General features: G+C 41.8%; 8 protein-coding genes. 3 read left to right on the top strand and 5 right to left on the bottom strand.

Going from position 1 to position 4,389, the window contains the following annotated elements:
- Nucleotides 1-175: 175 nt before the first annotated feature.
- From Q0620_RS04455 to Q0620_RS04445, 3 genes are all read right to left on the bottom strand, one after another.
- A complete protein-coding gene (locus tag Q0620_RS04455) occupies nucleotides 176-439 on the bottom strand; it encodes a hypothetical protein (RefSeq protein WP_298783377.1) in 264 nt (87 codons plus the stop codon).
- Between the two features lie 164 nt (nucleotides 440-603).
- Nucleotides 604-1,128, bottom strand: a complete 525-nt coding sequence (locus Q0620_RS04450; protein WP_298783376.1) for a DUF6475 domain-containing protein — start codon at nucleotides 1,126-1,128, stop codon at nucleotides 604-606.
- A 1-nt stretch (nucleotide 1,129) separates the two neighbouring features.
- Nucleotides 1,130-2,083 carry a hypothetical protein gene (locus Q0620_RS04445; protein ID WP_298783375.1) on the bottom strand — a complete coding sequence of 318 codons (954 nt, stop codon included), beginning with the start codon at nucleotides 2,081-2,083 and terminating at the stop codon, nucleotides 1,130-1,132.
- Nucleotides 2,084-2,168: 85 nt separating this feature from the next.
- Here Q0620_RS04445 and Q0620_RS04440 point away from each other — a divergent pair, with 85 nt between their 5' ends.
- Nucleotides 2,169-2,354, top strand: a complete 186-nt coding sequence (locus Q0620_RS04440; protein WP_297904328.1) for a hypothetical protein — start codon at nucleotides 2,169-2,171, stop codon at nucleotides 2,352-2,354.
- Nucleotides 2,355-2,468: 114 nt separating this feature from the next.
- Here the strand turns inward: Q0620_RS04440 and Q0620_RS04435 are convergent, their stop codons facing one another.
- The gene (locus Q0620_RS04435) at nucleotides 2,469-2,654 is read right to left on the bottom strand and encodes a LapA family protein (RefSeq protein ID WP_298783374.1); all 186 of its coding nucleotides are present in this window, start codon (nucleotides 2,652-2,654) and stop codon (nucleotides 2,469-2,471) included.
- A 66-nt stretch (nucleotides 2,655-2,720) separates the two neighbouring features.
- Nucleotides 2,721-2,939, bottom strand: a complete 219-nt coding sequence (locus tag Q0620_RS04430) for a hypothetical protein (protein ID WP_297963677.1) — start codon at nucleotides 2,937-2,939, stop codon at nucleotides 2,721-2,723.
- A gap of 108 nt (nucleotides 2,940-3,047) precedes the next feature.
- Between Q0620_RS04430 and Q0620_RS04425 the strand changes: the two genes are divergently transcribed.
- Together Q0620_RS04425 and Q0620_RS04420 are read left to right on the top strand one after the other, a co-directional pair.
- A complete protein-coding gene (locus Q0620_RS04425) occupies nucleotides 3,048-3,707 on the top strand; it encodes an XRE family transcriptional regulator (protein ID WP_297963675.1) in 660 nt (219 codons plus the stop codon).
- A gap of 14 nt (nucleotides 3,708-3,721) precedes the next feature.
- A partial coding sequence (locus tag Q0620_RS04420; protein WP_298783372.1) for a DUF6731 family protein occupies nucleotides 3,722-4,389 on the top strand: 668 nt, incomplete at its 3' end.

Below are 4,389 nucleotides of genomic sequence, written 5' to 3'. Positions count from 1 at the left end.
ATTCTCTTTTTAGAATAACAAGAAAAGATGAATTTAGCGGATGATTGTTTTAGATGGTATTTTGTGCTTTATGCCTTAAAACTCATTTGCAGAGCCTACAAGGCGTTTAACCCTTGGGGTTAGTCTTGGATTTACCCGAGTGTCGTTCGTTGAAATTTGAGCCGTTTGCGTGCGTTTAAACGGCATTGTTAAATCTCGCCCAATTCTCATCCGCCAGCCTCTCGTATTTTTTTATGCTTTCGTGCTTGTGCGCGTGGCACCACTGATGGCAGGCTCTACATACCGCGATCAGCTTTCTATCGTCCTTGTCCGCTCCGTAGCGTCCGAATTTCACGTGATACGGCTCAACGCTCGGAGCTTTGGCGCAAATTTGACACATAGGGTGTTCGTAGGCTAGGAAATTTTTAAAAGCTTCAAACTTCGCTTTGGATAGTCTCATACTGACCTCACCCTTGCCTTTTCAAGTAGCTTTGTAAAGCCCTCGGAGTTTGCGGGCGTTTGTTTGTTTTCGAGCTTCGGCGCGCTCTTGTTTTCTAGCTTCGCCATTTCTCTATCCTGAAAAATTTGCTCTACAGATTTCTCGCCGCTCTCTATCGCCGCCATTTATAGCAGTGAAACGTTTTTGTTCTCGCCTATGAGATGCACCCCCTCGCTTTTGCAGCCCGAAAGCTCGCCTATCCCTCTTAGGCGCGTCCTTGCTAGCTCTTTGCCGGCATAGGCTTTGTATGCGCTTAGAAATTCTTTTTTGACCCACACTAGCTCGTCTAGCCCGCAGTTGTTGATCTTATCCCAGCCCCCCACTATGTGACTTACGGCGCGATTGATAGCTTCGTCCTCAAAGCTCACGCTGCGATATGGTCCGTATTTGGCACAAGCGTTCATCGCTTCATCCCAAGCCTCTACCGCTCGTTCATCTATGCTACCCTCTATCGCCTCTACGAATTCGGCGATTTTCGGCATTGTAGGATAGACGCGGGTGGTCGTGATCTTTCTGCAAGCCTTTTTAAAATCCTCGATGTCGTAGTGCTCTAGGCTTTCAAAATACAGCCTTGTTATGCCCTCTCCAAATTTTCCGCCGTAGTATTCGCACATAGCCGAAAAGCAGGGGCTGAATTCCTCAAATTTCATCTCATCTTCCTTGTGCTTTGTAGTATTCGGCAAGGTTTGCCATATTTTTCATGCTCCATTGCCCCGCTTCGCTCACTTGTGATAACGGTAGCCCCATTGAGCCCACCTCTTGTCCGTCAGAACCAACCTTGCGTCGCAGAAACTGGCTTTCGTTTTTCGCCCAGTTCCTCACTGCAGCTTTCCAGTCTTTCATCGGAGCTCGCCCTACCACCCAGCCTTTGGCTTCGTAGAAATCAAAAAATGCCTCCGCGTCGATATTTTTACCTACCTCTAGGCAATACCCCTTGATCTGCTCGATCGTAGGTTTTTGAAATTTTTTAGGCTTTGCGGGTTCTTGATTTTGGACGGGAGGCGAGAAATTATTACTCTGCGAAAAATCGTCCGTGCGCTTTTGCGAAATCTCACTCTGCGCATTCGCTTCTCGCGTGCGCGCATTAGCGAGCGATAGCGAGCTATCCGTTTGAAATTCTTTTGAATTTTCTTCTGTAGGTGTGTTTGTTAATTTATATACATTCGCCGATTGGCTGAATGGACTCGCCGATTGGCTGAATCCACTCGCGCTTTGGCTTACTCCACTCGCGTCCTCGCTTTGTGGATTTTGCTTAGTATCCTCTTTTAAATTTTCAGCGTCGCTTCTATGCTCTTTAAGTAAGTAGCGATATTCGTCTGCGATGCTATACCACTTCGTGCGATCAAACTTATTTTTATTAAAATTCCCTGATATGATTATCCCTGCGTCCTCTAGCCTTTTTAACGTTTTTTGGATGGTGTTCGGGCTTAAATAATGGAATTTTTCCGCAAGTGCTTTAGCGGAGTTAAAAACCCAGCATCTGCCCTCGTAGAAGTTACGCTCGTTGCGCTCGTTTTCTACTAGCCAAAAAACTATCCAGTCCAATAATATCGCCTCTTGAAGTCCGTAGCGCTCTGCTACGTCGGTGTTAAATGAATGTCTCATATCCTGCTTCCTTAAATTTGACTTTCAGTTAAATCCTTCGTAGAATTCCGCCGCCAAGCTAAGAAATTCACCGCAAAGGATTTAAATGACGGACAAAGAGATAGTTTTAGAGCTAACCAAACTCGCAATACAAGCAGAAATGCTCCGATCAAGACCGGAGGATGCTCCTAAAATGGTAGCGGAAGCGTTTAATACTATCGCTGAAAGTATTAAAGACGCCATGAGTAAGCTTAACGATGCAGATATCCATCTAGATCGAAATAAGAAATAATCATTTCTACCATCTTAGCTTGGTCTTTTTTGCTTGAGCGTTTGTCTAGCTCCGTCATTATCTTTTTAAGCGATTTTAAAAAGCGCTTGTTTTCAGCCTTTTTTTCATCGGCGTTTAACGTCGTTTGCATTTTTTATCCTTTCTGCATCTAATTTCCGTGAGGATATCTTCCTCCTCATCATCTTTGTAATCCTCCGTAATGAAACCGATCGCGCTCGCTCCTCCGCCTAGCTTATCGACCTCCTCGCGAAGCTTTTTTATCGCGCGCTTAAGTTTTTTAATCTCGCGTTTTAGCTTCACGTCCTACTCTCCAAATCCCTACGCAAAGCGCGATTATTCCGCCGATGGCAAAAACAAGGTCTGCGGTCATTGAGCAGCCTTTTCGTCTTGTTCTTTGATATATGACGGGAGATTAGTGCCCCACTTATCGTATGGGTGTTTAAGCTCTTTATAAGCAGCAAATCTTACATCCCCATTGGGCTTTTTGTCGTTTGTTCCTGCCAAATAGACGCAAATCGTTCCGTCAGAGCTATAAAATTTACGTAAAAATTGTTTTAGCTTATTTCTATATGTAATCTTTTTCATAACTCTATATTACTATTAGTTAGATTAAACGTTACTTAAAGTAATTTGATTTTCGTAGTTAAAAATTATAGAATATTACAAAAAGTAATTTTTTATAAGGAGATCATAATGAAAACCTTCGGTCAAAAGATCAATGAGCTTCTATCCACAAGGGGGATAAATACGGTAGAATTAGCTAGCATTCTGGGTGTTTCGCAATCACTAATAAGTCAATGGCAAAATGGCAGCAAGGAAACAAAGAAATATCTGCCAAAGCTTGCTAAATTTTCAGGCTATCCCGTCGAATACTGGCTAAACAATGAAATAGAGAGTCCTAACGTAGAGCAAATTTCATCAACTAGCGAAAATACGATTTATGTTCCATTTTTTAAAAACGGCGTAGTCTCGGCGGGCTTCGGCGCTCAAAACGGCGACTTAGGCGAGTATGATTTGCTCCCGTTTAACCCGGAAGATTTGAGGATAATGTTTAACGTAAGCCCAAAAGCCACGATAGGGATAATTCCTTGTTTTGGTAACTCTATGGAGCCTACTATACACGAAAGCGATCTGATAGTATTTTGCCACGACGGGCAAGAGGCGATAGAGGGTGCTATTTATGTTTGCAGATATGACGGCGAATTATTCATCAAACGATTTAAAAAGCGCCCATATCTATCGTTGATTAGCGACAACAAAGATTATGCTCTCATAGTAATTCAAGAAAATTTAGACATCGAAATCATAGGGCGCGTAGTTGGATCGTACTCTATAAATTCTAAGAGGTTTTGAGAAAAAGGCTAGAAATGAATAAAACCAAAAATATAAAATTTTATTTTTATAAGGTAGAAAAGAAATTTAACGTAGGTTTATACGGCGATGCGTTTAAAGACTTCTTTGCCGAGGGTTTTTCTTTAGATCATCAACTAATGGATATGGGCGACAATAAGGCGTTTTTATACAAGATAAACGACAATATCTTTTCTTTTCAAAAACTCAGAAAGGATTATCTCCCGGAAATAAAAAACGAAACTACAGGCGAGGTAAGCTGCTTGAAGCTAAGAGGCGACGAGGCTCTTTTGGAGCAAAGCTATTTATATTGGGATTTTGCACACGATATAATCATATACCAAAATAATCAGGAGGGCTTTTCTCCATCTGTTTTTGAAAAATACATAAAATGGGTATTCAAAGACAAGCTGGACGGCTTTATTCTGCAACATATCGCAAGAAAAGAGGGCATAGAGCAGATACTGGATACGGACACGATAGCCGCCTTTGAATTCACGATAGCTAATCCTAACCCCCGTCTTTTAAAGGAGCTAGGGCTAAGCCTCGATCAAATTAAGGATTTTGATTTAAACGACATTAATACTTTAGAGCTAAAAATCACGTCAAAACAAAAAAGAGGCTTTGTTTCATCGACTATAAAGAGAATGTTAAATTTTAATTTTAACAAAAATAACTTCAAAAA

Origin of the sequence: uncultured Campylobacter sp. (assembly GCF_938017615.1) — a bacterium.
Taxonomy (GTDB): domain Bacteria; phylum Campylobacterota; class Campylobacteria; order Campylobacterales; family Campylobacteraceae; genus Campylobacter_B.
The sequence above is the reverse complement of the archived record's forward strand: the minus strand, read 5'-3'. Positions and strand labels throughout refer to the sequence as shown.

Coding starts and splice junctions, on each gene's coding strand:
- Q0620_RS04425 (WP_297963675.1), top strand. CDS start 3,048: ATGAAAACCTTCGGTCAAAAGATCAATGAGCTTCTATCCACAAGGGGG.
- Q0620_RS04440 (WP_297904328.1), top strand. CDS start 2,169: ATGACGGACAAAGAGATAGTTTTAGAGCTAACCAAACTCGCAATACAA.
- Q0620_RS04455 (WP_298783377.1), bottom strand. CDS start 439: ATGAGACTATCCAAAGCGAAGTTTGAAGCTTTTAAAAATTTCCTAGCC.
- Q0620_RS04430 (WP_297963677.1), bottom strand. CDS start 2,939: ATGAAAAAGATTACATATAGAAATAAGCTAAAACAATTTTTACGTAAA.
- Q0620_RS04445 (WP_298783375.1), bottom strand. CDS start 2,083: ATGAGACATTCATTTAACACCGACGTAGCAGAGCGCTACGGACTTCAA.
- Q0620_RS04450 (WP_298783376.1), bottom strand. CDS start 1,128: ATGAAATTTGAGGAATTCAGCCCCTGCTTTTCGGCTATGTGCGAATAC.